Genomic DNA, 24,992 nt, shown 5'->3' with positions numbered 1-24,992 from the left:
GTTTCTTTACATAATCTTTAAAGGAGATGCCGAATCCAACTAGATCGTTCGTGTAAAAGCTAATAAAACGGGGAAACAATACATATCGTTAATTGTAGGAGGTAGAATGTATGGAATGGAACCATCCCCTTTTTGCAGCCATCACGGCATGGTTCATCGCTCAAGCAGCGAAGCTTGTCACGAGTTTGGTACGGACACGTAAGTTCGACCTGGAAATCATGTTTGCTTCCGGTGGTATGCCTAGTTCACATAGCTCGACTGTCGTCGCCTTAGCCGTTGTCATCGGTTTTCAGGAAGGCTTCTCGTCCTCACTCTTCGCACTAGCTGCTATATTTGCCACGATCATCATGTATGACGCAACGGGTGTCAGACAAGCAGTCGGTGTTCAGGCAAAATTACTCAATGATTATTTTAAAGGGATCCGACACGAGACCCCTCTCCTGAATGAGCTCGTCGGTCATACCGAGTTTCAGGTGTTCGTCGGTCTGTTACTCGGACTAGCCGTCGGTATTCTGTGGCCCGTCTTCTTCTTTTAATCCTATGATGTACAACAGCCCATCCAAAAATCGGATGGGCTGTTTGAGTATGATATAGCTTATGGTTTCAAGACGACCTTGATACATCCATCTGTCCGATCATTAAATGTCTGATAGGCAGAAGCAGCATCATCAAGTGCCACTCGGTGTGTCACGATATCCGTCGGATCAAATTCTTGATTGATGATTTTCTGGAACAGTTCCGGCATCAAATGAACGACTGGTGCTTGTCCCATTTTCAGCGTAATATTTCGGGTAAAGAAATCGCCAAGCGGAAACTGATTATATTTTTTAGCGTAGACGCCTGTCAACTGCACAGTACCAAATTTCCGGACAGCGTCCTTTGCAATGTCAATGGCACTCAACGTTCCACCTTGCAGACCAATCTTTTGTTCAATTTTTTCTACAGGAGACATCTTCCCATCAAAACCGACGCAATCAATTACGACGTCTGCTCCACCTTGTGTCAGCTCTTTAATATACGCACCACTTTCTGCGTGATCCGAGAAATTTACTGTCTCGACTTTATTCGTGACTTTAGCATGATTTAATCGATACACTTGATCATCCACCGCAATGACTCGCTTTGCTCCTTGCATCCATGCAAATTTTTGTGTCATTAGTCCAACTGGTCCTGATCCGAGTACGACGACTGTATCTCCTTTTTTCACACCCGCATGCAGGACACTCCAATACGCCGTAGGTAAAACGTCAGATAAGAACAATAATGCCTCATCTTCTAATTCGCATGATTCAGGAATCACGAGTGGCATGAAATTCCCGAACGGAACTTTTAAATATTCCGCCTGACCACCGGGATGTCCACCAAACTCTTCTGTAAAACCGAAGTACCCACCTGTATCGACATGGGGATTTCCGTTCGAGTTATCACATTGACTCTCCATATCATGTTCACAAAAGAAACAGTGACCACAAGCAACATTAAACGGTAACACGACGCGGTCGCCACGCTTGACCTTCGTCACACCTGGTCCAACCTCTTCAACGATGCCCATCGGTTCATGACCAATGACATAATCTTTGTGAGCCGGCATATTTCCTTGATAGATGTGTAAATCTGATCCACAAATTGCAGTCGATGTGATTTTAACGATGATATCATCGTTTTTATCAATCGATGGATCCTGGACTTGTTTGACTTGAACATCTTTTGCTCCTTGGTACGTTACGGCGCGCATGTGGCATCCCCCTTAGTGGAATAAAATGACGTACCTTTGTCCTTACCCTAATACAATCATCTTTTCTACATGTTTATTAAAATTGGAACTTTTCGCCTATGTGTATCGTATGTTGTGAAAAACACACTTTACAAAATAAACCTATGAATGAAAGGAGGCACTTACGTGGCACGATGCACCGTTTGTCGTCAATCCTGGTCTGCTCGAACAATCTATCGTTTAATCTGGTCTGCTCACGGACTGCCCTGTCCACATTGTCAAAACTCACAACACCTACATATGGAACACCAAGGTTACTTCCTTCGAATCGGATACTTGATTCCTTGGCTGACATTTCTTCTTATACTGGTCTGCCCTTGGTATGCCAAGTTATCGCACTATGCTTCTCCCCATCGATTATGACGAGATGAAAAAAGACGAGCTTGTCGAAAGTGACAAGTTCGTCTTTTTTTAGAATCAAGATTTTAATAAGTCGAGTACAGAGCGGACTGTAGATGCAGAGCGATTCAAAGCCTCTTGCTCCTCAGTCGTCAGTTCGAGTTCATAGACATGCTCGACACCGTTTCCGCCAAGAATGACCGGTACACCGAAATACATATCGTCATATCCATATTCGCCTTCGAGATAAGCAATGGCAGGTAGAATACGTCGCTGGTCCTTCAAGATCGCCTCGACCATCTCAGCAATTGCTGCTGCCGGTGCGTAGTAAGCGGAACCGTTTCCGAGTAACTGAACGATTTCACCGCCGCCTTTACGTGTTCGGTCAACGATCGCATCTAACCGCTCCTTGGATATCAGTTTCTCGATTGGAATGCCTCCCGCCTGAGAATAGCGCAGTAGCGGCACCATGTCATCCCCGTGTCCGCCGAGTACGAATCCCGATACATCCTTTACAGAAACGTTCAGTTCCTCTGCTAAGAATGTCCGGAAGCGTGCTGTGTCGAGGACACCGGATTGACCGATGATACGCTCTTTCGGAAAACCAGATGCTTGATAGACCGTATACGTCATCGCATCGACAGGATTCGTCAAAACGATGATGATCGATTCCGGTGCATGCGCAACGATTTCCTTCGTCACAGCTGTCATGACGGCAGCATTCGTACTCACGAGGTCCTCGCGGCTCATACCCGGCTTCCGAGCGATACCGGCAGTGATGACGACGATATCCGCACCGTTGATGTCGGCATAGTTCGATGTCCCTTTTACTGAAGCATCAAACCCGAGGATCGGCGCTGCCTCTTGCATATCGAGCGCCTTTCCTTTCGTCGGATTCTCTTGCTCAGGTCGGTCGACGAGGACGACATCTCCTAGCTCTCGCTGAGCAAGATAGAGTGCTGTCGTTGCGCCCGTAAAGCCACTTCCTATGACTGCGATCTTCTTCCGTCTGTTCATCGACTCATTCCTCCTGATCGGATTACATGTTTTTGATGAGTTCGTCCGCGAATTCAGAACACTTCACTTCAGTCGCACCATCCATGAGACGTGCGAAGTCGTATGTGACGACTTTCGATTCAATCGATGTTTCCATCGATTTGATGATGAGATCTGCCGCTTCGTTCCAGCCGAGGTGACGGAACATCATTTCACCTGACAAGATGACAGACGATGGGTTGACTTTATCAAGTCCAGCGTATTTCGGTGCTGTACCGTGAGTGGCTTCAAAGATCGCATGACCTGTCATGTAGTTGATGTTTGCTCCAGGTGCGATTCCGATACCACCGACTTGTGCAGCAAGTGCATCCGAGATGTAGTCACCGTTCAAGTTCATTGTCGCAACGACATCGAACTCTTTTGGACGAGTCAAAATTTGTTGTAAGAAGATATCAGCGATTGAGTCTTTCACGATCAACTTACCAGCAGCTTCTGCGTCTGCTTGTGCTTTGTTCGCAGCGTCTGTTCCTTCTTCTTCTTTGATGCGATCGTACTGGTTCCAAGTGAAGACGTGCTCTGCGTATTCACGCTCAGCAAGCTCATAACCCCAGTTTTTGAAAGCTCCCTCAGTGAACTTCATGATGTTTCCTTTGTGAACGAGCGTCAATGAAGCGCGCTTGTGCTCAAGTGCGTATTCGATTGCTGCACGAACGAGGCGTTCTGTTCCCTCTTTTGAAATCGGTTTGATTCCAAGACCAGATGTCTCAGGGAAGCGGATTTTATTGACACCCATTTCGTTTTGAAGGAACTCAAGCAGTTTTGCAGCGCCTTCGCTACCTTCTGCGTATTCGATTCCTGCGTAGATGTCTTCAGTATTTTCACGGAAGATGACCATGTCTGTATCTTCTGGGCGTTTAACCGGTGAAGGAACACCTGTGAAGTAACGAACTGGACGAAGACATGTGTACAAATCAAGTTCTTGACGTAGAGCAACGTTCAACGAACGGATTCCGCCGCCGACTGGTGTCGTAAGTGGTCCTTTGATTGCGATGATGTGCTCACGGATGAGATCGAGTGTCTCTTCTGGTAACCAGTTGCCTGTTTTGTTGAATGCTTTTTCACCAGCGTAGACTTCTTTCCATTCGATTTTCTTCTCACCGTTGTATGCTTTTTCAACTGCTGCATCAAACACACGTACAGCTGCGTTCCAGATATCAGGTCCTGTTCCGTCACCAATGATGAACGGAATGATTGGAGCGTTTGGAACTTGAAGTGTACCGTTAGTTACTGTGATGTTTTCGCCTTGAAGTGTAGCCATGTCTAAAAATCCCCCTTAAGTAATTGTAATCTACATCAAAAATCAGGAGAGGATTACTCCTCCCCGTCCTTTTAACGTTCTTGAATGGACACGTATGTCCGGTGCGTTTCACCCGTGTAGTCTGCACGCGGGCGAATCAGACGGTTATCGCTATACTGCTCTAAAATGTGCGCCAACCAACCTGACATCCGACTTACTGCAAAGATTGGAGTGAATAGCTCTGTATCAAGTCCAAGTGCATGGTACGTAGAAGCAGAATAGAAATCAACATTTGGTTTCAATCCTTTTTCCGATTGGACGATTTCGTCAATCTTAACTGACATCTCATACCATTTCGGCTCCCCGATTTGAGCAGTCAGCTGACGACTCATTTCTTGAAGATGCTTCGCACGTGGGTCGCCGTCCTTGTAGACACGGTGACCGAAGCCCATGATTTTTTGCTTGTTCTCAAGTTTATTATGAACATACTCGTCAACCTTTTCAACCGAATCAATTTCTAACAACATCTTCATGACGGCTTCGTTCGCGCCACCGTGAAGTGGTCCTTTTAATGCGCCCATCGCTGCCGTCACACCTGAGTAGACGTCAGAGAGTGTCGCGACACACACGCGTGCTGTGAACGTCGAAGCGTTCAACTCGTGGTCAGCATGAAGAACGAGCGCTTGGTTGAAGGCTTTTTCTGCAACTTCCGTTGGCTCTTCACCCGTCAACATGAACAAGAAGTTTCCTGCGTATGAAAGACCTGTTTTAGGTGCAATCGGCTCTTGTCCTTTTTTGATACGGGCGTAAGCTGTGACGAGTGTTGCGATTTGTGCCTGTAATTTGATGGCTTTAGCGTAATTCGCCTCAGTCGACATATCTTCCGATGTCTCATCGTAAAGCGCGAGTTGAGAGAGCGCTGTTCGAATCGTTGCCATCGCATTCGCCGACTTCGGTGCTGCCTTCATCGTTTCAAGAACGGCAGTCGCAACCGTTGCTTCGGAAATGAGTGCTTCCGATAGTTGCTTCAATTCCTCTTCTTTTGGTAGACGGTCGTTCCACAATAAGAAGACGACTTCCTCAAATGAGGCGTGCTCCGCCAAATCATCAATCGTATAACCGCCATACGTCAATTGACCATCGATGATCGAACTGATTTTCGATGAAGTCGCGACGATTCCTTCTAAACCTTTAGTTTGCGTCATGACAATAATCCCCCTTTTTCCCCCAGAAATTTAAAACGCTTTCATTTCCGTATTGAAAAAAAGACGTCCACTCAAGAGCCGTTCCCCATGCTTGTAGCGCTGTACTCTTGAATAGACCATCTTGTTTCTGTTCTTAGTATAAACAAAAATACCCAAAAAGTGAATGAACTTGCATACTATTATCAAAAAATTAATTCAGTAACTTTGCTGATTCGGCTTATCCTGTGAACGCTTTTGCGATGACATCCCACATTCCGATGACGAGCGCCGCGATTCCAGCACCAATCAATGGTCCGACCGGTACCCCTCGGAAAAGTCCGACTGCAAGAATCGTTCCAGCTAGCAAGGCTGTCGTCACGAGTGGATCTTCTTTCATCAGTCCAACACCGTGTGCCGCGACGATTGCAACAAAAATTCCTGATAAAAATGAGATGATGCCGATATGTCCCCGAATACTTTGGAGCAACTCCTTAAATCCGATATCCCCTGCTGCAATCGGTACGAGGATCGCTGCCGTGATCAATGTGACGCCCCACGTGATCCCTTTTGCCTGCAAGGAAGGAAACAATCTACCATCCAGCCCGATTGCCTTGATGATCAGCAGGAAGGCTGCAGCGATGATTAATGATTTATTTTGTGCAATGACCCCGATGAAGACGAGGGCAATCAAAAAAAGATAAGCTTCCATACGTCCTCCTCATACAAAAAAAAGACGGACATGACCTAAGTCACGTCCGTCATGAATGGATTATGCGTTATATAGTTTACCTGTCAATGGATCGATTGAGATCATTTGACCGTCTTTGAAGACTGTCAATGCATCTTCGACACCAACGATGACTGGTTTACCGAGTGATGGTCCAACGATTCCAGCATGGCTTGTCAATCCGCCATCAACTGTGATCATCGCTGCAGCCATCTCGATTGCAGGCATCATGTCACGATCAGTAGAGTTCGTAACGAGGATCATGCCTGGCTTCGCTTTCGCGTTTGCTTCTTCAGCGTTGTTTGCGATGACAACTTCGCCAACGACTCCACGCTCACCGATCCCACGACCGTTTGCGATCTCTTTACCGACGATGTGGATTTTCAACATATTCGTTGTACCAGCAGTCAAAGCAGGGATACCTGCTGAGATGACGACGAGATCACCATCTGTGACGAAACCAGCGTCTTTTGCTGTGTCCGCAGCAAGTGTCAACATGTCATCCGTGTTGTCTGAAAGATGATCAACAACGATTGGGTACACGCCCCATACGATGTTCAACTGACGTGCGACACGTGCGCTTGGTGTAACCGCAACGATGTTTGGCTCTGGACGGTATTTCGAGATACGTGCAGCCGTGTAACCCGATTGTGTCGGAGTCAAGATTGCTTTTGCGTCCAAGTTGATCGCAGTATGCGTAACCGCTTGAGCGATTGCATCCGTTACTGTGTGCTCACTACGTGTCTGACGATCTTTCAACAAGAGCTTGTAGTCGAGCATTTTTTCTGTACGTTTTGCGATCGAGTGCATCATTTGGACAGATTCGATTGGGTAGTCCCCTGCTGCTGTCTCACCTGAAAGCATGATTGCATCCGTACCATCAAGAATCGCGTTCGCGACGTCTGATGCTTCAGCACGTGTAGGACGTGGGAAACGTTGCATCGAATCAAGCATTTGTGTTGCTGTAATGACTGGTTTACCGAAGTCGTTACAAAGCTTGATCAAGTCTTTTTGAGTTGGCGTGACTTCTTCCGTTGGGATCTCGATACCGAGGTCACCACGCGCTACCATCAAACCGTCCGAAATCGCAAGAATTTCTTCGATGTTATCGACACCTTCTTGGTTCTCGATTTTCGGGAAGATTTTGATGTGGCTCGCGTTGTTTTTCTCAAGCAATTGACGAATCGCAACGACGTCTGACGCACGGCGTACGAAAGATGCCGCGATCAAATCGATATCGCTCTTGATACCGAACTCGATATCCGCAATATCTTTTTCTGTCAAAGCAGGAAGGTTAACCTTTACGTTTGGCAAGTTAACGCCTTTTTTCGTCTTGATGACGCCTTCGTTTTCGATTGAACAACGAAGCTCACGGTTCGGAAGTTTTTCAGTGACACGAAGACCGATGAGACCGTCATCAAGCATGATCATCGAACCAACTTCGACGTCATCATAGAGTCCTTCATATGTGACAGAGAATTTATCTTTCGTTCCGACGATTTCGTTTGCGTCTCCGCTGACGATGATGACTTCTTGACCACGTGCGAGAAGCGCTTTTCCTTCTTCAAACGAATGTGTCCGGATTTCTGGTCCTTTCGTATCAAGAAGAATCGTAACGATTTTGTTTGCTTCTTTCGCTGCACGACGGATATCCGTGATACGTGCACCGTGTTCTTCATAATCGCCGTGTGAGAAGTTCAAACGAGCGACGTTCATACCTGCTTCAATCATTTCTGGAAGACGTTTTTCTGACGCCGGTCCAATCGTACATACAATTTTAGTTCTACGCATATTCCATAAACCTCCTACGGTGTTTGGCCAAGTTCTCTTGCCCATTTCAATCCTATCGACGTTCGTTAAATCGAAAGCTGTTTTGAAAGCTCGAGGATTTCAAGGTCCAGCTCATGTTTATTTTCGTCGAGTGCCTCATCGATATCGAGATCGATCATCTTACCACCACGCACGCCTACGACACGTCCTTGTTTTCCTTGAAGTAGGATTTCGACGGCATGTGCCCCCATCCGACTTGCAAGTACACGGTCCGCTGCCGTTGGTGCTCCCCCACGTTGAACGTGACCAAGAACCGTGACGCGTGTATCGAGACCTGTTTCTTTTGCGATAGCGTCCCCAACGTCCTGAGCACGACCTGCGCCTTCAGCGACGATAACGATTGAGTGTTTCTTACCACGATTGACACCACTTTGAATGCGATCGAGGACTTCTGTTAGATCTTCAGGACGCTCGGGAACAAGAATCGATTCTGCTCCACCAGCAAGTCCTGCATATAATGCGATATCACCCGCATCGCGTCCCATGACTTCAATGACATACGTCCGCTCATGCGACGATGCCGTATCACGGATTTTATCGATCGCTTCAAGCGCCGTGTTGAGCGCTGTATCAAAACCGATCGTATAGTCCGTTCCAGGGATATCGTTATCGATCGTACCTGGAAGTCCAATTGTCGGGAAACCAAGTCCCGTCAATTTTTGGGCACCACGATACGACCCGTCTCCACCTACGACGACGAGTGCATCAATTTCAAATTTCTTAAGATTGACGACCGCTTTTGCTCGTCCTTCTTCTGTACGGAACTCAGGGCAACGTGCTGAACGTAGGAACGTTCCGCCTCGTTGAATGATGTCACCAACTGATCCAAGGTTCAACTGGACGATGTCCCCGTTGATTAATCCTTGATAGCCGTTATAAACACCAAATACTTCTAAGCCATGAAAAATCGCTTTACGCGTGACAGCACGCACCGCGGCATTCATACCTGGTGCATCGCCGCCACTCGTTAAGACAGCAATCCGTTTTAAACTCACGTTAATCACCTCTCCATTAATCTGAATCTAAAATAGCACGTTGTTTTCTTGTTTTACAACAGGGCAGATTGCATAAACTTTCACTAGCTTTTTCATCATCGATTCCGGAAATGAGGAATATCAATCATGATAGCGATTACATGGTGCTTATGTGCCAATTTGGTGATATTTTTCGGTCCGCTGATCGATGAGCTCTTCCTTGGTCAGATGAACCAATGATTCGAGCTTCTGTACCAATACAGTTTTTAATTTATCTGCCTGTAGTGACACATCGAGATGCGCCCCTCCGACGACTTCTGGAATGATGGCATCCGCGATCCCGAGTCGTAATAAATCAGGTGCTGTGATCTTCATCGATTCTGCCGCTTTCTCCGCGAGACTTGCATCTTTCCATAACAATGCTGCAGCACCTTCAGGAGAGATGACCGAATACGTTGAATTCTCGAGCATCAAGAGTTGATCACATACTCCGATTCCTAAAGCACCACCTGATCCACCTTCACCGATGACGATCGAGATGATTGGAACCGTCATACCAGCCATCTCAAATAAGTTTTTCGCGATGGCCTCACTCTGACCACGTTCTTCTGCTGCACGTCCTGGGTAAGCCCCTTTCGTGTCGATGAACGTAATGATCGGTCGATTGAATTTCTCCGCTTGTTGCATGAGACGTAGTGCTTTTCGATACCCTTCCGGATGTGGCATCCCGAAATTACGACGAATGTTTTCTTTTGTATCTTTCCCGCGTTGATGACCGATGATCGTCACCGGACGACCATTCAGTGTTCCGATTCCACCGACGATTGCCGCATCATCATATCCATGACGATCGCCGTGTAGTTCGATGAAGTCTTCACAAATGGATTCAATGTAATCGAGTGTCGTTGGACGTTCTGGATGACGTGCCAATTGAACACGATTCCACGCTTTCATATTCCCGTAAATATCAAGTTCTAACCGATGAAGTCGTTCCTCAAGAAGTTGGAGTTCTTCCTTGAAGTCTAGTCCTTGTGTTTCCGCCATATCATGGAGCTCAAGAATTTTTTCGCGTAACGCGATGACTGGTTGGTCAAATGGTTGCATGGTTCGTTCCCTCCGCATGTAGCTTTAAGATTCGCGTATAGTACGTTTTCAGATCATGTCGTGATACGACATCGTCCAGTTGACCTGCTTGTAATAAGAATTCTGCTGTTTGGAAATCTTCCGGTAGTTTCTCACGAATCGTTTGTTCGATGATCCGGCGACCTGCAAACCCGATCAACGCCCCCGGTTCAGCGATATTAAAGTCACCGAGCATCGCAAAACTTGCTGATACCCCGCCGGTTGTCGGATGAGTCATACAAGAAATATAAAGTAATCCAGCATCTGAATGCTGTTTTAAGAAGAGACTCGATTTCGCCATCTGCATGAGACTTACCATTCCCTCTTGCATCCGTGCTCCACCTGAAGCAGAGAAAATCGTGACAGGTAGACGATGTTTCGTTGCGTAACGAACTGCTTCAGAAATCGCAGCACCGACCGCTGCACCCATCGAGCCCATCCGGAATCGTGCATCCATGACACAAGCGACGAGTGGGTGACCATTCACATTCCCGACGCCACAGACGATCGCTTCCTCAAGACCCGTTCTGACTTGGTCGCCTTTTAATTTTTCCGGGTAATCCTGGAATCCGAGCGGATCCGCTTGGACTGCCGGTAAGTCGAAATACGTCACCGAACCTTCATCGAATAATTGCGTAAAACGTTCTTGCGCGGTCAACGGGTGATGATACCCACATGAACAGACACGTAAGTTCGCCTCCAGTTGTTTCGTATATTGGATTAATTTACATTTCGGACATTTCGTCATTAAGCCAACTGGCACATCGACACGCTGCTCCTTCGAAGTCAGCGTGACGAACTTTTTAGGTTTTCGAAAAAATGCTTGCACGTTCAGTTCCCCCTTGTCATCCTATGGGCGGTTCAAGAGTTGTTCCCGTTCCGCCTGCGTATAGAGTTCCCCTTGACCGAAGCTTTTATGGAAGGCATTGACTTGTCGCCAGATTCGTTCAAACAAATCGTTATCGACCGTCTGAATCAACGTCTCACGAAACGCTGCATCGGATGATACGACTGGTGCAAGCACCGAAAGGTCATCCAGCTGCGCGAGCGCTGCTTGCTCAAGCAAGCGGAGCGTTCCTGCCAAGTCTTCGAACTTCGAATCGCCAGTCACTAAGAATTGAGCGATGATTTGAATATAGGTATGATCGTCACGGTTCAATAGAAAGCTTCCGCCTCCATGTCGTGTCTCGACGATCCCTAAATAAGCGAGCGTCCGTAATGCTTCTCGTACGGACGGTCGACTGATGGATAGTCGTTCTGCCAGTTCCCGTTCCGATGGAATACGGTCTCCTGGAACTAATCCATCTTGTTCGATCATCAATTTAATCGCCGCGATATTGGCTTCAAACGCATTTCGTTTCTTCTCCATATCGATACGGCACCACCTTTCTGACCCTTCAGTCGGTTGCTTCAATCGGTGGCATTGGTCAGACCAATTACCCCTTATTATAACAAATCTTATTACCTAGTACTAGTTTGAGCGGGGGACATTTTTCAGGACGACATGATCCTCACCAAACCGAATACGTAGCCGAGCTAGTAATTCCTCATCATGTTGCACTGCATAAAGCGGCGGTAACGATTTTGTCTCGCGTGAATCTGCGTAGCGGACGACGACTGGAATATCGCCTGGTACTGCTTCAAGCAACTGTTCGAGTGCGGCCAGCTCATTTTTTGATGTTAACTTGACGAATAGCACATCTTGTCCAAGCGGACGAAGACGTTCCAAAATGAACTGACGCTCCCCTTCGCGATCCTGCACCTTTAATTCAATCAGTAAGACGTTCCCTAAATAAAGTGATCGACGGAATCGTTCATATTGATTCGGGAAGACGACGACCTCTTCATTCGAATACCCATCGACTGCCTGAATGACCGCCATCGTTTGACCGCGTTTCGTCTTGAACTCTCGGATCTGATCAATATAACAGACTAAATAATGTGTTTCCGAACCGACGCCAAGGTCATGGAAATAAGCAGATTCAACCGGAGCTTTCATTGCTGTCGTCAACGGCGAATACGTCAACCAGAATCCAAGCACTTCCCGTTCTAATCGTGCCCAGTCAGAATCACTTCGTTTCGATGACTTCTGTGTCCGCCGTTTCCCGAGAATTGCCAACTCGTCTGGAAGTAATGTATTCGACGACTCGGTGAAATACTCGAGCACCTCTTGTTCAGCGAGTCCGCGATCGCCGTGCGTCGCTCGGTCTAGCGCACCACTGTATAGTAACAATTCAATTTTTGCGCGCTCCTTCTTGCCCCATCCAACGTGGGTCAATAGATCAGCAATCGTCGCCGTGTGCTTCGATGCTTCCTTCACACGCTCGAACTCTCGCTCGGAAATACCTTTAATTACATGGATACCCAGTCGAATCCCTTTGCCTTCTAGTGAAGAACGGTAATCCGAAATCCAGACATCCGGCGATAGGACCGGGAGACGGCGTTCGCGCATCAATCGGACGAGACGCTCCGGTTGTTCGACCGAGACGAGTAAGAAAATGTGCGGGAAATGTGCTTTGATATATCCGAGGGCATAACTAATCTTTGAATAGGCGACCGCATGGCTTCGGTTGAATCCATACCCAGCGAATCGCTCAATTTGTTCATAAAGTGATTGTGCGATCGCATCATCGAATCCGTTCGACTTCGCTCCTTCAAGAAAACGAACCCGTTCCTGTTCGAGCGAATCCGTACTTTTTTTAGAAATCGCACGTCGTAATAAATCTGCTTGCGCGAGTGTAAATCCAGCCACTCGACGGGTGATTTCCATGACTTGCTCCTGATAGACGATGATGCCATACGTTGGTGCAAGTACGTCTTCTAATACGGGATGCAGCATTTGATAAGGTTGACCAGCTTTTCGTTTCGCGTACAGATCAATGAATTTCATTGGCCCCGGACGATAGAGTGACATCGTTGCCACCAAATCTTCGAACCGATTCGGTTTGACTTCGCGCAACGTCTGTTTCATACCTGTCGACTCGAATTGGAAAATATCATCCGTCTCGGCGCGGGCAAAGACTTGAAATGTCGCGCGGTCTTCTTCCGGAATTTGTGTGAGCGTAAAGGATGACTGTTCTCGACGAATCAATTCTTCCATCCGACGCAAACGACTGAGATTTCGTAATCCTAACAAGTCGATTTTCAACAATCCTTGACGTTCCAACGCCTGCATCAAGAACTGCGTCACATACCGTTCATTTGGTCCGGTTTCAACGGGTGTCGTTTCGACGAGCTGTTCAGATCCAATGACGACACCGGCCGCGTGAACCGAACGTTGTCGCGGGAGACCCTCGACCGCTTGCGCTAGTTGCAACAGTTGCCGGCGCTTTTCACTTCCAGAGAACCAACGATATGTCTGTTTATTTTGTTCGATCCCTTGTAACGTCGTTGATTTTCCAAGCTGTTTGACCGCAGCATCTAACTCATCCTTCGAAAACTCCAGCGTCCGTCCGACGTCTCGCAGAGCGGCTTTGGCACCGAGCGTCGACAATGTACCGATTTGAGCAACGTGATCTTTTCCGTAACGCATCACGAGATCCTCTAATACTTCTTCGCGTCGTTCATCTTCGATATCGATATCGATATCCGGCATCGAAATCCGCTCGGGATTTAAGAATCGTTCGAATAGTAATCCATATTTCAATGGATCCACCGTTGTGATCCCAAGCGCATAGCTGACAAGTGATCCAGCTGCTGAGCCTCGACCGGGTCCAACGAAGATGCCTTTGGCTTTCGCACTACGTACGAGTTCTTCAACGATTAAGAAATAATCGGCAAATCCCGTCTTATCGATGACTGATAGTTCATAAGCGAGACGTTCACGCGCTTCGTTACTTTCATGACCATGTGCCAGTAATCCTTCCTCAGCACGTTTTCGTAATAACGCATTCGAGTCTTCCGCGACACGCGGCAGTGGACGTTGTTGAAACGGTAATTCCAAGCGTTCAGATGTCGTAGCAAACTGCTCCGCCATCGTAATTTCTCGCTCGGTAAAGTCTTCGAGTAACTCTTCCCGGGTCTTTAAATGCATCAGACGATCTGTCTTTTGGTCTTGGAACGTCGTCGCTTCACCAATCGCACGTATCGCTTGATACGCTGGCGCTTCATCTCGACGAATGTAACGAACAGGATCGACTGGAACAGTCTCAACACCAAGCGCTGCTGCTACTTCGCGGTAACGCGCACGACTCTCTCGTTCGACCGTTGAGCGGCTAGAGGTCACACCCATATATGTACGCGCTCCTTGAACGTGTCCCATCCATTGAACGAAGGAACGACGTAGACGCGTCGCATCTTCAGAGGCTTGACGCAGTGGTACGAGCACCGCGATCAGTGATGAAACTTCAGTCTCCCCTTGTTGACTGGCTAGTCGATACAGTTGACGCAGTCCATCAGAAGAAAAAGCAAACCATAAGATACAAAATTCTTCTTCTTCGATTCGCTGCTCCCATCCGACGATCGGTTGCATATTTCGACGCTGACATGCATCGATGAATGCGGGAACTCCTGTCAATGTCGTCTCACAGATGACCGCTCGTCCGATGTGTCGACGGACTAGTTCATCAAGATAGGACTCGATTCGAACTAAACTCTGCAATGGACTAAACTGCGTTCGAACATTTATATGCATCTTCCATTCTCCTTTCTCTTCTGATGGATGTTTTTAAAAGTTTTCAGAACATTCATATCTAACTGACTCAAGTACTCGCCATCTGATTTATTATTCGATACAATAAGTATAGAAATATCATGACGGGTACGGAAGGAGCGTTTCTCATGATTTTGAATCGCAGTCAAATCGCACGTGAAAAAGTCGAACAATTAAAGCTCGGTGTTACCGCTTTTACTGAAACGGAAGAAATCGCTGAGAAGATTCGCAAATCTGTCGCTGAACTTCAACTGAATGTCATTGAAGATCACACAGATCGTGGCGTTTGGTTCATTCCGCAAGACGAAACAAAAACGCAATAAGCGTAAAAAGGCTGTTCGCTTCGCTTCCTCAATGAGAGGAGTGAGACCGAGCAGCCTTTTTTCCATTTAAAACTGGAAGTTAGCAGCGACCTCGTCCAGACGACGGATGACACGTTCGACTTCACTCAACTGTCCAATCGTTGCACCAGACGCCATCGGATGTCCACCACCATTGAATTCTTTTGCTACTTCATTGATGACGGGACCCTTCGAACGAATCCGGACGCGAACCTCCGTGTCCGTTTCAAGGAACAATGCCCAACACTTCATACCTTTTAAACCGGCAAAACTATTGACGAGCAACGATGCTTGCTCAACCGTCGCCCCAAACTCCTTCAACGTATCTTGTGTCAATACGACATAACCGACACCTTGATCCGTCAATTGAATATGTTGAAGGACGTATCCTTGTAAGTGAAGCGCCGCAAGTTCTGTTTCGTACATATTGCGATACAACCAGTCCGTATCGATTCCTGCATCAATCAATTGTGCAGCGACTTCAAATGTTCGTTTCGTCGTACCACGGAATTGGAAGCGTCCCGTGTCACCGACGATTCCAGCGTAGAATTGAATGGCAGCTGATGCTGGAATCTCGTATCCCCATTCGTTCAATAAATGAACGAGCAATTCCGATGTCGAACTCATCGTCGTATCAACGAGTTGCACTGGTGCGTATGGATCTTCATCCGGATGATGGTCGATTTTAATGACGTCTTTTCCTGTCATTGCGACCTTCCCGTCAATCCGCGCTTGATTCGCTGTATCCAGAATCACGACTAACGCCTCTTTGTATAATTCATCGTCTACTTGATCGAGCTCTCCCATGAATGACAATGATGTCGCCATCTCTCCGGCCGTTAATACCGTTTTGCTAGGGAATTGATGTTGTAACGTCAATTGCAAACCGAATTGACTACCGAGTGCATCGGGATCTGGACGTTCATGACGATGAATGATGATTGTATCTGCCACTTCAATCATTTGTTTGATTTGCTCTTTCACTGTGCACAGCTCCTCTAATCTTGATATGATATGAGATGAAGACAAAAAGGAGGTCCTTTTAACATGCAATTCATCCTCATCGCCCTCATCGTTTTCTCGCTTGGTGGGTATTTGTTAGCAAAACGCCGCGCGTTCCATACGAAAAGCACGAACCGAAAATACTTGTTCAATACGCAAGCGAGCATTTGGTTGAGCTTGTTCGTCATCCTATTTGCCGTCAACCAGTTCGTTTCCGGAAACGGATTAACGACACTCGTCGGGAAAATCGTTTGTTCCATTTTAATCATCGTCGGTGTTGCTTCATTCATCGCCGGATTCATCCGTTACAAAAAGATTTATCCGTATGTCGTCCGCGAGATGGAGCAATCCTGAGCTAGATTCAGAGGAACCGAAGTCCATTGACTTCGGTTCTTTTTGATTCATTTAACGATCGATGAGTTGGGATGTCACGAGTGCCTTTGCAACGATTTGTGTCCCTTGATACATTTCGACATCGACTTTCCCGAATTTTCGACCGACGTCAAAGACATTCGCCCGAATCGTTACCGTACTCTCGATTTGAACAGGTTTAATGAAATAGATGCTGACGTTTTCGATGACAAGATCACCTTTTTTCATATGGCGTAACATTCGCGTCGCTCCTTCGACTAGAAGCGTCGTCAATACCCCACTCGAGGCAGTCCCCATGAAGTTCGTCATTTGCGGCGAGACCTCAAGCGATAAGTACGGTCCCCGTTCGTCCTCTGCCGCCTTGATCTGTCCTGTAATTAGATCGTCGAACGTCTCTCCGACTTGTGGCTGACGATTCGCGAGTTGCAGTGCCTTGAGGACATCTTGCCGACTAATGATCCCGAGCAATCGACCGTACTGGTCGATGACCGGCAGCATCTCGATTCCTTCCCAGACCATCTGATGCGCAGAATTCGTGACACTCGTTCGAATACCGACCGTGATCGGATGACGGGTCATGACTTTTTCAACAGCCCAGTCATGTGGGCGGTCAATGATGTCCTTCGCTGTCACGACACCGACGACCTTCATTTGTTCATCGATGACGGGATAACGGTTGTGTTTCGTCTGCTCATTCAACTCGTGCCAGCGTGAAATCGGATCCGTCGTCTGTAAATAGAACGTATCATGCAACGGAATTAAAATATCCGAAACGAGTAAAATCTCCTTTTTAATCAATCGATCATAAATCGCACGGTTGATCATCGTCGCGACCGTGAACGTATCGTAGGACGTCGAAATGATCGGCAACTCCATTTCATCTGCCAGTCGTTTTGCATCTTCTGTCGTATCAAAGCCACCGGTAATCAATACAGCAGCTCCTGCTTCAAGCACGAGTTCATGTGCTTTTTCGCGGTTTCCGATGATGACGAGACTATCGACATCGATATAGCGCATCATGGCTTCGAGCTTCATTGCACCAATGACGAATTTCGTCAGCGTCTTGTGTAATCCATTTCGACCACCAAGCACCTGACCGTCGACGATGTTCACGACTTCCGCGAATGTCAGCTTCTCGATATTTTCTTTTTGTTTCTTTTTAATCCGAATCGTTCCAACTCGCTCAATCGTCGAAACGAACCCTAAATTTTCTGCTTCCTTAATGGCGCGATAAGCCGTCCCCTCGGATACGGTCAAATCCTTCGCGATTTGTCGGACGGAAATCTTTGTTCCGACATCAAGATCTTCGATATGTCGAATGATCTGTTCGTGTTTCGTAGGCATACTGTATCCCTTCTTTTCCTTTTTTCTACTCTCCTGTCATTATACTGTACTACTCTAAAGATGAAAACGTGTACTAGTCTGATTTACGATAAATGTTTTTCGAACCGGACGATGATATACTTATGTAGAAAATGAGTAGAGAGGTGGAATCATATATGAGCGAACGTACGAATCAAATCAGTGAATTCCTGAAAGAACAAGGAATCGACTTAGCCGTCGTCACTTCGAAGGCAAATGTCTTTTATTTCTCAGGAGTCTACGCTGAACCCCACGAACGTGTTATGGCGGTTCTCGTCGATGTAACCGGTAAGCATGTATTATTCTGTCCGGCACTCGAAGCAAGTATCGTTGCAGCGAGTCCTTGGGAAGGAGACGTCGTGACCTATGAGGATCACGAAAACCCATTTGATCGATTAGCAGAATTATTCGCGACATTCGAACACTCGAATAACCGAATCGGTATCGAAGGAGAACACATGACGTTCAGTCGCTATCAGGAACTAAGCTCACGTCTCGAAAACGCAGCCATTCTTGATATCGGTGAGTCTTTACAAGGACTTCGTCTGAAGAAAACACCGGAAGAAATCGCTATTCTTCAAGAAGCAGCAGCACTTGCGGACGAAGCAATCGAAATCGGTAAACAAGCGATCCGCCCAGGGATCACGGAAATCGAAGTCATTGCGGAAATCGAATATGAAATGAAGAAAAAAGGTGTTCGTGAGATGTCATTTGATACGCTTGTCCTATTTGGCGCAAACAGCGCTGATCCGCACGGTGTACCCGGCGACCGCGTCATCCAAGAAGGCGACTTCGTCTTATTCGATCTCGGCGTCGTATGGAAAGGCTACTGTTCCGATATTACACGGACCTTCATTTATGGCGAAGCGAACGAAGAACAGAAAAAGATCTATGAAACAGTTCGCCAAGCACTTGAAGCCGCGACAGAAGCGAGTCAGATCGGCACGACACTCGGTTCGTTAGATAAGGCAGCCCGTGACGTTATTACAAACGCTGGCTACGGGCAGTACTTCACGCACCGTGTCGGTCACGGACTTGGAATCGAGGTTCATGAATTCCCATCTCTCGCGTCAAACAACTTACTGACGGCTGAAGCTGGTATCGTCTACACACTCGAACCAGGCATTTATGTTCCAGGTGTCGGTGGCGTCCGCATCGAGGATGATATTCATCTCACTGCGGAAGGTCCAGTTGCGTTAACTCGCACACCAAAACATCTTCAATCCATTCCGTCATCTTAACTCAAGAAAAATGGAGCTGACTCAACAGTCAGTCTCTACAAAGATAAGGGTGGCAGAATGATAATCTGCCACCCTTATCTCGTGGATGACGCGTCACACGCCACTCCTACAGGAAAAGCGCATTGATGCGCTACCAGAGACGAACAAGACCCGCTTTCCTGCTTAAATGAAGCAGGAAAACTGGCTTGTGTCTCGCCTGAGGAAAGGGCGTGAAAAGACGCGTCATCCTTTTTTGAGTCAACCTCATTTTCTCTTACTTACGGGATTGATGGACGACATTGACGCCACCAGTCACATCGAGGATTGCTCCCGTGATCATACTTGATTCTTCTGCCAGCAAGAAGGAGATCGCGCGAGCGATATCTTCTCCGACTCCCGTTCTTCCGACCGGCGTCGCCTCATCTTGCTCCGCTTCAGAAATTTGCTTCGTCTTATTGTCACCAACGATGTTTCCCGGGTTGACCATGTTGACCGTGATGCCGTGTTCCGCTTCTTCAAGCGCTACACTCTTCGTCAAACTCACCATCCCGCTTTTAGCAGCAGCGAACGCTGCCCGGCATACCCATCCTGGCGCTGTTGCACTTTCCGGGAAACCGTACGTAATGATTCGACCGTAGGCTTGCTTACGCATGACGGGCAATACTTGACGCAACAGCCAAAAACTAGCTGTCAGATTTCCGGTGATCACTTCATTCCATTCCTGATCCGTGTAATCCACTAACGCTTTTCGTTCGAATATATAAGGTCCTGCATTAAGTATCAACGCATCAATCCGACCTTGCTCATTGATTGCTTGTTGGGTTGCACGTTCCAATTCTTCTTGATTCGTCACATCGGCTTGAATCGTTATAAGATTCGGATGTGTAAATTCGGGTTCGGAACGATGAAACGCTGTCACTTTCCAACCTTCTTCCAGTAACTGGCGCGTCACTCGTTCTCCCAGTCCTTTTGTACCTGCTGTAATTAACGCGTGCCTCATCTTGGCATCGCCCCCTTTCACTGACTCCATCTTACGACGGAACGGAAAGGAAGGACAATTTTTAGAACTCACTGAATGTTTCATCCGCTCCCAGTAAGAGAATGGTATAATTAGGGTGTACTCATAATATCGATTACGAAGGGATGGATTCATCATGGCAATCGTCTATCATAATGTACTCGTAGCAGTAGATGGCTCAAAAGAGGCAGAACGTGCCTTCGAGACGGCAATCGATGTTTCATTGCGAAATGACGCAAAATTGATCATCGCACATGTCATTGATACACGGACATTCGCAACAGTAGAAGCCTATGACCGCACCATTACGGAGCGTGCCGAATCTTACGCGAAGGAATTGCTAGACGAATATGTCAAGACCGCTCAAGATCGTGGTGTACAGGAAGTCGAAGTAGCGATTGAATACGGTTCACCTAAAGTAACGATCGCTAAAAAACTTGCTCCTAATCACGATGCCGATTTAATCATCTGTGGCGCAACTGGTTTAAACGCTGTCGAGCGTTTCTTCATCGGTAGTGTCTCTGAAAGCATTACGCGTTACGCAAAATGTGACGTCTTGATCGTCCGTTTATGAATCACTCTTCTATAAAAAGATGCTGACTCAAAAGTCAGTCTCTACAAAAATAAGGGTGGCAGAATGATGATCTACCACCCTTATCTCGTAACAAAAAGAATGACGCGTCACACGCCACTCCTATAGGAAAAAGCGCATTATGCGCTGTCAGAGACAAACAAGACCCGATTCCCTGCTTGAATGAAGCAGGAAAACTGGCTTGTGTCTCGCCTGAGGAAAGGGCGTGAAAAGACGCATCATTCTTTTTTTGAGTCAGCCTCTTTTTGACGACCTGCTTAATCAAAAAACCATCGAACCAATGTCCGATGGTTTGCAATCATTTGTATTTTACTGTGACCGTACGACGACCCCAGTTGAATGCTTCTGAACGAGAGTAGTAAAGGATATCCATCTTCTTCCCTTTGATGGCACCACCAGTATCAGCAGCTGTATACGTCCCTTTTAATTTCCCTTTGTAATACACTTTCACTGTCGAACGAAGTGGAATGACACGTGGATCAACCGCTACGACTTTCTTTTTCGAGCTTTTAATGTTCCAACCGATTGCTGTCAGATTACCACTACCTGGATCATACGGTGTGTAAGCTGTTGCGCTTACGTTCGTGATTGTTTTCCAACCACCTGTCGATTGTTTTTTCGAACTGCTTGATGTCACGACTTTCGAGTAGCTTGCGCTAAGGTAAGCTGTTTTACCTTTGTAGCTTACTTTGTACCAGTTACCTGTTTTTGCTTTGTATGATAACGTTTGGTTCTTATATAGAAGACCGAGCTTTTTCGAAGAAGTAGTAGCTTTCTGGCGAATGACTAGGCTATCGACTGTTGACTTGACGCTTTTCTTAGTTGCAGCCTCTGCTTGAAGACCTGCGAACGAACTGAGTGCTAACACGACCGTTAAAACACTTGCGAGCATCCGTTTCATCATGTATTTTCTCCTCCATCATTGTTTCGTGTTTGTTAACTGAGATTAATATACATGACAAAACGAGGGAGTGCCGTTACATATAGACCACAAAAATATGTCTGTACTATTACTTTTATGTTACAAACGACTCATTTTTTTAAGAAATCGACCTTTTTTGGGTTTATTTTTACAAAGATGACGATTCATTTTTCGTTATATGACAAACATCGTAACAATAGATCGTACGTTCGTATATTCCCTTTCTTAGATTTCATTAAAAAAAGGACTGAATCGTTGGAATAACGACTCAGTCCTTTTGAAACGATTATGCGTTTTGAGCAACTAATCCACCAACACGAACTGTGTCGCGTGCAATCATCAATTCCTCATTCGTTGGAATGATAATGACTTTAACTGGTGAGTGTGGGTAGTTAATGAAGAGTTCTTCTCCACGAGCTCCGTTGTTGAGTGATGGATCCCAGTAAACGCCCATGAATTCAAGACCACGTAAGACACGCTCACGGATTGAATCCGAGTTTTCTCCGACGCCGGCTGTGAAGATGATCGCATCGACACCATTCATCTCAGCAGCATATTGCCCGATGTAACCGTGGATACGGTTCGCAAAGATACGGAGTGCCATCTCTGAACGATGGTTTCCTTCTTTAGCAGCTGTCTGGACATCACGCAAGTCACTTGAAAGACCTGAAAGACCATAGATTCCAGACTCTTTGTTCATGACGTTCAAGACGTCTTCTGCTGTTTTCCCTGTTTTCTCCATCAAGAATGGAATCAACGCTGGGTCAAGTGAACCAGAACGTGTTCCCATTGTGATCCCTTCAAGCGGTGTGAAGCCCATTGTCGTATCGATTGATTCGCCACCCGAAACTGCTGCGATCGATGCTCCGCTACCTAAGTGACACGAGATCAAACGGAGGTCTTTTAACGGACGACCGAGTAATTCAGATGCACGTTCTGTAACGTATTTGTGGCTCGTACCGTGGAAACCATATTTACGGATACCGTATTCTGTATAGTAATCATACGGCAAGCTGTAAAGGAAGTTTTCTTCTGGCATCGTTTGGTGGAACGCCGTATCGAAGACTGCCACTTGTGGTACTTCCGGAAGCAATGCTTGGAATGCCCGGATTCCAATCAAGTTTGGTGGAATGTGAAGTGGTCCGAGCTCTGTGTACGACTCGATATCGTGCATGACTTCATCTGTAATCAATACAGAGTCTGCATATTTTTCTTTACCATGAAGCACACGGTGTCCAACACCTTTAATCTCATCGTAAGACGAGATGATTCCGAACTCCATTAATTTTTCGAGTGACAACTCGACTGCTTCTTTATGTGTTGCAAGTGGGAGGACATCTGTATACTTTTGTCCTTCACCATATTTGATCGTAAAGATTGCATCGTCTTTACCGACGCGTTCAACGAGTCCGACTGCGATCATCGTTTCGTTCGGCATTTCGAGCAATTGGAACTTCAAAGACGAACTACCTGCGTTTACCGCCATAATTTTTGCCATGATTTTTCCCCTTTTCCATTTGAATCCAATGAACATTCACATCTGTTTAGGTTTTCTTCTATTTCTGTTCTACAACTAGAATAGTCAAATTAACGACAGATTTCAATCACTTTGCGTAATTCATTTTAATTCTGTGTTAATCCATTCATCAATCTGTTTCACCATACCGCCAAACGCGCGGGCATCTGTGAATGATGGCAACTCAGCAAGCAATGCTTGTTTTGGCATCTTCATACCGGCTAAATGATTGCGGACGATCAAATAACTTTTTGCTGCCTGTTCTTGTTTGAACATCGTGAGCGGCAACTGCAAAATACCGATGACATGCGCTTTTGATTCGAAGTACTGTTTCAACTTTCCTTCCGTATCATGCTGGAACAGACCGTTCGGAATGACGAAGACACCGAATCCACCTGGTTTGACGTATTGCATCGCTTGTTCAATCAATAAAAAATGACTGTAGCTCATGCCTTCATCTCGTTTCAAGATGTAAGAAGCAGCAGCCTCTTCATCCGGATAATAACCGACAGGAAGATCAGCCATCGCAAGATCAACTGGATCTAACAATAATGGTCGTAACGCATCTTGATGGGTATACGTGACTGGATAGTCGAGTAATTCCGTTACCGCTGCCGATAAACGAATCAATGTCTCATCCACCTCGACCGCCTCAGCAGATGTACCTGTCGAAAGCTGACTTAAGACAGCATGTAACATGCCACCTGTCCCACTCCCCAACTCAAGTAGTCGGATGTCCTCCTTACCTACCAATTTCCCGATTAGATAACCAGCAAACAAAGCGACGCTATCTGGCGTCGGCAAATGGTTCGGTTGCGCTTGTTTCATCCCTTCTAGAATAGCAAGCGATACTGCCTTCCGAATGACCTCTTTGTCTACATTTTCAGTATGACGATCGTTCAATCGATCAATCACCGTCGTCAACGCTTCTAAATAGGGCATATCAAGATCACGTTCGATTTGTTTTGTTTGACGTGTTAATTCCTTATATAACTTTTCTAACGGCTCCATGTACGTCATCCTCTCCAAAACGAAACGGCCCCCCGTAGAGCGGGAGCCGTTTCTATCATTAGTTCCATTGTAACGCTTCAGCGGCGTTTGTAAACCATTCTTACTTCGCTTCACGTGCTGCAGCGAGTGCTGCTTCGAAATTGACTTCGTCTGTTGATTCTTCAAGATATTCAACGTACGTAATCTCGTTGTTTGAATCAAGAACGAAAACAGAACGGGCAAGCAGGCGTAATTCTTCGATGGCTACGCCATACTGTGTACCGAATGAAAGATCACGGTGATCAGACAACGTCACGACTTGATCGAGACCGCTTGATGCGCACCAGCGACGTTGTGCGAACGGAAGGTCGTTTGAGACCGTCATGACCGTCACACCTTCGATTGTTGCTGCTTCTTCATTGAATTTACGTGTCTGCGCATCACAAACACCTGTATCGATCGATGGGACGACGCTGATGATCCGGACGCCTTGATATGTATCACGTGTTACCGGTGATAAGTCGTTAGCTAACACTTGAAAGTCAGGTGCTGTTTGTCCGACTTGAACCGCTGTACCTTGAAGTGTGATTGGATTTCCTTTAAACGTTGCCATTATGAATTCCCCTTTTCCCCTGAATGGATATACTGTATTTTCTATTTAACTATAGGAATGATCCGCGAAGATGGCAAGCATTCTGCCGTAATTGATGGACTTCAGTACCCGTCTTTCCAAAAAACAGGTATAATGAAAGAGTTCATGAAA

General features: G+C 46.5%; 23 protein-coding genes. 5 read left to right on the top strand and 18 right to left on the bottom strand.

Annotated features, from left to right (window positions below):
- Window positions 1-110 precede the first annotated feature (110 nt).
- On the top strand, window positions 111-536 hold the full coding sequence (locus tag ITJ88_RS02930; RefSeq protein WP_035406299.1) for a divergent PAP2 family protein: 426 nt from the start codon (window positions 111-113) through the stop codon (window positions 534-536).
- A gap of 59 nt (window positions 537-595) precedes the next feature.
- Here ITJ88_RS02930 and ITJ88_RS02925 read toward each other — a convergent pair whose 3' ends face one another.
- The 11 genes from ITJ88_RS02925 to dnaE form a co-directional block, all read right to left on the bottom strand.
- Window positions 596-1,735 carry a zinc-dependent alcohol dehydrogenase gene (locus tag ITJ88_RS02925; RefSeq protein ID WP_035396552.1) on the bottom strand — a complete coding sequence of 380 codons (1,140 nt, stop codon included), beginning with the start codon at window positions 1,733-1,735 and terminating at the stop codon, window positions 596-598.
- A 456-nt stretch (window positions 1,736-2,191) separates the two neighbouring features.
- Window positions 2,192-3,130, bottom strand: a complete 939-nt coding sequence (gene mdh / locus ITJ88_RS02920; RefSeq protein WP_195864618.1) for a malate dehydrogenase — start codon at window positions 3,128-3,130, stop codon at window positions 2,192-2,194.
- A 22-nt stretch (window positions 3,131-3,152) separates the two neighbouring features.
- Complete coding sequence (gene icd / locus ITJ88_RS02915; protein WP_058703891.1) at window positions 3,153-4,427, bottom strand: NADP-dependent isocitrate dehydrogenase; 1,275 nt, start codon at window positions 4,425-4,427, stop codon at window positions 3,153-3,155.
- Window positions 4,428-4,498: 71 nt separating this feature from the next.
- Entirely contained in the window at window positions 4,499-5,611 is a 1,113-nt protein-coding gene (citZ, locus tag ITJ88_RS02910; protein ID WP_023469035.1) for a citrate synthase, read from the bottom strand.
- Between the two features lie 217 nt (window positions 5,612-5,828).
- The gene (locus ITJ88_RS02905) at window positions 5,829-6,299 is read right to left on the bottom strand and encodes a DUF441 domain-containing protein (RefSeq protein WP_023469036.1); all 471 of its coding nucleotides are present in this window, start codon (window positions 6,297-6,299) and stop codon (window positions 5,829-5,831) included.
- A 60-nt stretch (window positions 6,300-6,359) separates the two neighbouring features.
- Window positions 6,360-8,108: a pyruvate kinase gene (gene pyk / locus ITJ88_RS02900; RefSeq protein WP_058264723.1), complete on the bottom strand. Its 1,749-nt coding sequence runs from the start codon at window positions 8,106-8,108 to the stop codon at window positions 6,360-6,362.
- 65 nt (window positions 8,109-8,173) lie between these two features.
- Window positions 8,174-9,142, bottom strand: coding sequence for a 6-phosphofructokinase (gene pfkA / locus ITJ88_RS02895; protein ID WP_195864617.1), 969 nt, complete (start codon window positions 9,140-9,142; stop codon window positions 8,174-8,176).
- 147 nt (window positions 9,143-9,289) lie between these two features.
- Entirely contained in the window at window positions 9,290-10,225 is a 936-nt protein-coding gene (accA, locus tag ITJ88_RS02890; protein WP_023469039.1) for an acetyl-CoA carboxylase carboxyl transferase subunit alpha, read from the bottom strand.
- A complete protein-coding gene (accD, locus tag ITJ88_RS02885; protein ID WP_023469040.1) occupies window positions 10,212-11,072 on the bottom strand; it encodes an acetyl-CoA carboxylase, carboxyltransferase subunit beta in 861 nt (286 codons plus the stop codon). Before accD ends, accA begins: the two co-directional genes overlap by 14 nt.
- 21 nt (window positions 11,073-11,093) lie before the next feature.
- Window positions 11,094-11,612, bottom strand: coding sequence for a FadR/GntR family transcriptional regulator (locus tag ITJ88_RS02880; RefSeq protein WP_050677654.1), 519 nt, complete (start codon window positions 11,610-11,612; stop codon window positions 11,094-11,096).
- Between the two features lie 102 nt (window positions 11,613-11,714).
- Window positions 11,715-14,876, bottom strand: coding sequence for a DNA polymerase III subunit alpha (dnaE, locus tag ITJ88_RS02875; protein ID WP_195864616.1), 3,162 nt, complete (start codon window positions 14,874-14,876; stop codon window positions 11,715-11,717).
- A 146-nt stretch (window positions 14,877-15,022) separates the two neighbouring features.
- On the opposite strand from dnaE, the gene ITJ88_RS02870 reads away from it, so the two are divergent.
- Entirely contained in the window at window positions 15,023-15,217 is a 195-nt protein-coding gene (locus ITJ88_RS02870; protein WP_023469043.1) for a YtzJ family protein, read from the top strand.
- 66 nt (window positions 15,218-15,283) lie between these two features.
- Here the strand turns inward: ITJ88_RS02870 and ITJ88_RS02865 are convergent, their stop codons facing one another.
- Window positions 15,284-16,219 (bottom strand): DHH family phosphoesterase, encoded by a 936-nt coding sequence (locus ITJ88_RS02865; protein WP_195864615.1) that lies wholly within the window; start codon window positions 16,217-16,219, stop codon window positions 15,284-15,286.
- 63 nt (window positions 16,220-16,282) lie between these two features.
- On the opposite strand from ITJ88_RS02865, the gene ITJ88_RS02860 reads away from it, so the two are divergent.
- Window positions 16,283-16,591, top strand: a complete 309-nt coding sequence (locus ITJ88_RS02860; protein WP_023469045.1) for a YtpI family protein — start codon at window positions 16,283-16,285, stop codon at window positions 16,589-16,591.
- A 51-nt stretch (window positions 16,592-16,642) separates the two neighbouring features.
- Here ITJ88_RS02860 and ITJ88_RS02855 read toward each other — a convergent pair whose 3' ends face one another.
- Complete coding sequence (locus ITJ88_RS02855) at window positions 16,643-17,953, bottom strand: DRTGG domain-containing protein (protein WP_023469046.1); 1,311 nt, start codon at window positions 17,951-17,953, stop codon at window positions 16,643-16,645.
- A gap of 155 nt (window positions 17,954-18,108) precedes the next feature.
- Between ITJ88_RS02855 and ITJ88_RS02850 the strand changes: the two genes are divergently transcribed.
- Window positions 18,109-19,212 (top strand): M24 family metallopeptidase, encoded by a 1,104-nt coding sequence (locus ITJ88_RS02850; protein WP_195864614.1) that lies wholly within the window; start codon window positions 18,109-18,111, stop codon window positions 19,210-19,212.
- 253 nt (window positions 19,213-19,465) lie between these two features.
- On the opposite strand, the gene ITJ88_RS02845 is transcribed toward ITJ88_RS02850, so the two are convergent.
- Window positions 19,466-20,191: an SDR family oxidoreductase gene (locus ITJ88_RS02845; protein ID WP_195864613.1), complete on the bottom strand. Its 726-nt coding sequence runs from the start codon at window positions 20,189-20,191 to the stop codon at window positions 19,466-19,468.
- Window positions 20,192-20,345: 154 nt separating this feature from the next.
- Here ITJ88_RS02845 and ITJ88_RS02840 point away from each other — a divergent pair, with 154 nt between their 5' ends.
- Entirely contained in the window at window positions 20,346-20,783 is a 438-nt protein-coding gene (locus tag ITJ88_RS02840; RefSeq protein WP_029342342.1) for a universal stress protein, read from the top strand.
- Window positions 20,784-21,099: 316 nt separating this feature from the next.
- Here the strand turns inward: ITJ88_RS02840 and ITJ88_RS02835 are convergent, their stop codons facing one another.
- The 4 genes from ITJ88_RS02835 to tpx all read right to left on the bottom strand — a co-directional run bounded on the left by ITJ88_RS02835 (window position 21,100) and on the right by tpx (window position 24,842).
- Window positions 21,100-21,705: a 3D domain-containing protein gene (locus tag ITJ88_RS02835; RefSeq protein WP_050678579.1), complete on the bottom strand. Its 606-nt coding sequence runs from the start codon at window positions 21,703-21,705 to the stop codon at window positions 21,100-21,102.
- A 304-nt stretch (window positions 21,706-22,009) separates the two neighbouring features.
- Entirely contained in the window at window positions 22,010-23,221 is a 1,212-nt protein-coding gene (locus tag ITJ88_RS02830) for an acetate kinase (RefSeq protein ID WP_023469051.1), read from the bottom strand.
- A gap of 120 nt (window positions 23,222-23,341) precedes the next feature.
- The gene (locus tag ITJ88_RS02825) at window positions 23,342-24,250 is read right to left on the bottom strand and encodes a class I SAM-dependent methyltransferase (RefSeq protein WP_023469052.1); all 909 of its coding nucleotides are present in this window, start codon (window positions 24,248-24,250) and stop codon (window positions 23,342-23,344) included.
- A 100-nt stretch (window positions 24,251-24,350) separates the two neighbouring features.
- On the bottom strand, window positions 24,351-24,842 hold the full coding sequence (tpx, locus tag ITJ88_RS02820) for a thiol peroxidase (protein WP_035396538.1): 492 nt from the start codon (window positions 24,840-24,842) through the stop codon (window positions 24,351-24,353).
- Between the last annotated feature and the right edge of the window lie 150 nt (window positions 24,843-24,992).

The organism is Exiguobacterium abrahamii, assembly GCF_015645365.1.
In the GTDB taxonomy this organism is placed as follows: Bacteria; Bacillota; Bacilli; order Exiguobacteriales; family Exiguobacteriaceae; genus Exiguobacterium_A; species Exiguobacterium_A abrahamii.
This window is presented reverse-complemented; position numbering and strand designations above follow the sequence as displayed.